This window comes from Comamonas sp. (assembly GCF_036666375.1).
In the GTDB taxonomy this organism is placed as follows: Bacteria; Pseudomonadota; Gammaproteobacteria; order Burkholderiales; family Burkholderiaceae_C; genus Comamonas.
Genome location: NZ_JAVWWA010000074.1, coordinates 23,066 through 26,258, shown reverse-complemented (window position 1 = coordinate 26,258; position 3,193 = coordinate 23,066). Strand labels below are relative to the sequence as shown.

Annotated in this window: 5 protein-coding genes; 1 reads left to right on the top strand and 4 read right to left on the bottom strand. The window is 65.3% G+C overall.

The features are described from left to right. Together RR928_RS16980 and petA are read right to left on the bottom strand one after the other, a co-directional pair. On the bottom strand, positions 1-511 hold a 511-nt coding region (locus RR928_RS16980), incomplete at its 3' end, for a cytochrome b (protein WP_332683433.1). An 11-nt stretch (positions 512-522) separates the two neighbouring features. After that, complete coding sequence (gene petA / locus RR928_RS16975; protein WP_332548144.1) at positions 523-1,119, bottom strand: ubiquinol-cytochrome c reductase iron-sulfur subunit; 597 nt, start codon at positions 1,117-1,119, stop codon at positions 523-525. Positions 1,120-1,269: 150 nt separating this feature from the next. Between petA and mscL the strand changes: the two genes are divergently transcribed. After that, complete coding sequence (mscL, locus tag RR928_RS16970; protein WP_332540329.1) at positions 1,270-1,707, top strand: large conductance mechanosensitive channel protein MscL; 438 nt, start codon at positions 1,270-1,272, stop codon at positions 1,705-1,707. A 6-nt stretch (positions 1,708-1,713) separates the two neighbouring features. Here mscL and pdxA read toward each other — a convergent pair whose 3' ends face one another. Next, positions 1,714-2,781 carry a 4-hydroxythreonine-4-phosphate dehydrogenase PdxA gene (pdxA, locus tag RR928_RS16965; RefSeq protein WP_332540331.1) on the bottom strand — a complete coding sequence of 356 codons (1,068 nt, stop codon included), beginning with the start codon at positions 2,779-2,781 and terminating at the stop codon, positions 1,714-1,716. A 32-nt stretch (positions 2,782-2,813) separates the two neighbouring features. After that, on the bottom strand, positions 2,814-3,193 hold a 380-nt coding region (locus RR928_RS16960), incomplete at its 5' end, for a Nif3-like dinuclear metal center hexameric protein (RefSeq protein WP_332683430.1).

Sequence of the window (3,193 nt, the reverse complement as noted above, 5' to 3'; positions counted from 1 at the left end):
ACAGGTTGACGATCACCTGTGCGCCCCAGTACGACATCTGGCCCCAGGGCAGCAGGTAGCCCATGAAGGCTTCGGCCATCAGCGCCAGGAAAATGGCGCAGCCGAAGATCCAGACCAGCTCGCGCGGCTTGCGGTACGAACCGTAGAGCAGGCCGCGGAACATGTGCAGGTAGACGACGATGAAGAACGCCGAGGCCCCGGTCGAGTGGATGTAGCGGATCAGCCAGCCCCAGGGCACGTCGCGCATGATGTACTCGACGGACTCGAACGCCTTGGCGGCGTCGGGCTTGTAGTGCATCACCAGGAAGATCCCGGTCACGATCTGGATCACCAGCACCAGCAGCGCCAGCGAGCCGAAGATGTACCAGAAGTTGAAGTTCTTCGGAGCGTAGTACTCCGACATGTGAACGCGATACGCGTCGAAAGCCGTGGGAAACCGGTTCTCAAACCAGTTCGTGACCTTCGCGCCCGCGGTGGCGTTCGGAGAGATGTCCTTGAATTCGTGAGCCATGTCGTTTTCCCTCAGGCCTTGTCTTCACCGATCAGGAGCTTGGTCTCCGACAGGTACTTGTGGGGCGGCACTTCCAGATTGTCGGGCGCGGGCTTGTTCTTGAACACACGGCCGGCCAGGTCGAAGGTCGAACCATGGCAGGGGCACAGAAAGCCGCCTTTCCAATCGTCGGGCAGCGAGGGTTGCGGACCCGCGTGCAGCTTGTCCACCGGCGAGCAGCCCAGGTGGGTGCAGATGCCTACGGCCACCATGATTTCGGGCTTGATGGAGCGGTGTTCGTTGCGCGCGTATTCGGGCGTCAGTTCCGAAGGCTTGCGCTGCGACTTGGGATCGGCGAGCTGACCGTCGAGCGACGGCAACTCGGCCAACTGCTCGGGCGAGCGCTTGATGATCCAGACGGGCTTGCCGCGCCATTCCACCGTGACCTTCTCGCCGGGCTTGAGGGCGGAAATATCCACCTCTACTGCCGCGCCTGCAGCCTTGGCCTTTTCAGACGGCTGGAAGGTGCTCACAAAGGGTACGGCTGTTGCCACGCCGCCCACCGCACCAGCACAGGCCGACGTGATGATCCACGTGCGCTTGCTGGAGTCGATTGGAGTATCACTCATGGGGATCCTCGATGTAGATCGCTATTATTTGGGGGTCAGCTACAAATTGTAGCGGAGTGAGTGGGGTTATTCCATGCGCTGTTTGCCAGTTGACACTGACGCAAGTCAAGCAATACTCAGATCTTCGTTTGAACAAAAGGAGCTGAGCGTATGGGCATGATGCAAGAATTCCGCGAATTCGCGGTCAAGGGAAACGTGATTGACTTGGCGGTCGGTGTGATCATCGGCGGCGCATTCGGCAAGATCGTCGACTCGGTGGTGTCCGATCTGATCATGCCGGTCGTCGGCCTGGTGTTCGGCAAGCTCGACTTCTCCAACCTGTTCCTGGTGCTGGGCACGGTGCCCGAAGGAACGGTGCAGACGCTGGACGGCCTGCGCAAGGCGGGCGTTCCGGTGCTGGCCTACGGCAATTTCATCACCGTGGCCGTCAATTTCATCATTCTGGCGTTCATCATTTTCCTGATGATCAAGCAGATCAACCGCCTCAAGCGCAGCGCTCCGCCCGCACCGGTCGCGGCGCCCGCCACGCCCGAAGACATCGTCCTACTGCGCGAGATCCGCGACAGCCTGAACCGCCAGACACCCTGAGCGGCTTCAGCCCGCGAGCTGTCGTGCCATGCGCACGGCCTCGATCAGACTGGACGCATCGGCAATCCCCTGGCCGGCGATATCGAACGCCGTGCCATGGTCGGGGCTGGTGCGCACCAGCGGCAGGCCCAGCGTCACATTGACGCCCTTCTCCACGCCCAGGTACTTGACCGGAATCAGGCCCTGGTCGTGGTACATCGCCAGCACCACGTCGAACTCGCCGGGATGACCCGGCGCGTTGCGCGCGCGCATGAATACGGTGTCGGGCGCGAACGGCCCGTGCACGTCCATGCCGAGCGCCTGCGCGGCCTCGATCGCCGGCACGATGGTGTCGATTTCCTCGCGGCCGAAACGTCCGCCCTCGCCCGCATGCGGGTTGAGCCCGGCCACCGCAATGCGCGGCGCGCGGCCCAGCGTGCGCGCCAGCGCTGCGTGGGTGATGCGCAGCGTCTCCAGGATCTGCGGCCGGGTCACGGCGTCCAGCGCCGCGCGCAGCGCGACATGGATGCTCACCAGCACCGTGCGCAGTTCGTCGTTGGCCAGCATCATGCGCACCGGCATGTCGGCCAGCGCCACGCCCGCGTGCGCCGCGGCCGCGGCCTGCAGCAATTCGGTATGACCGGGAAAATCCACGCCCGCGAGCGCCAGCGCTTCCTTGTGCAGCGGCGCGGTCACCAGCGCGGCGACCCGGCCGTCGAGCGCCGCCTGCGCCGCCCATTCGACGCAGCGCGCCGCCGCCTCGCCCGCTTCGCGCGAAATCTGCCCCCAGGGAGCGGGTCCGGCCAGGCCGGCCAGCGCCAGCACCGGCAGGCAACGCGGCGGCACGGACCAGGCTTCGTCCGGGTTTCCGATAACAGCGACCGGCATGGAAGTGTCGCCATGCCGCAACACAACCGCGGCCGCGCGGCGCAGCGTCGCAACTTCTCCGACGATGAAACAGCCGCGCAAGGCATCGGGCGCATCGCGAAACGCCTTGACGATGGTTTCCGGGCCTATGCCCGCGCAGTCGCCCTGGGTGATGGCGATGGCCCGCCCGGCGGGCAGGGCGGCAGTCTGGTCAGGCGAGGAAAGCACGAAAGACTCCAAAAATACCGACCCGCAGGCAATCAGGCGGGATTGTCGATTTCAACGAAGACATGGTCCAGGCCGTGGGCCGCAGCGATATGCGCGGCGACCGCGGGCGCGCCGTAGCGTTCGGTCGCATGGTGGCCGGCGGCAATGAAAGCCACGCCGGTTTCACGCGACAGATGGGCCTGGGGCTCGGAAATTTCCCCCGTGAGGAACAGGTCGGCGCCGGCGGCAATCGCGGACTCGAAGAAGCCCTGGGCGCCGCCCGTGCACCAGGCAAGTTGGCGAATCGGCCGGCCGTCGCCCGGCAGGCAGGTGGCCGGGCGACCGAGCACGTTCTCCACATGGGCGGCGAGATCTTCGGCGCTGGCCTCGCCCATGGTCGAGGCGCCCAGCCAGCCGAGTTCCTGCTCGCCGA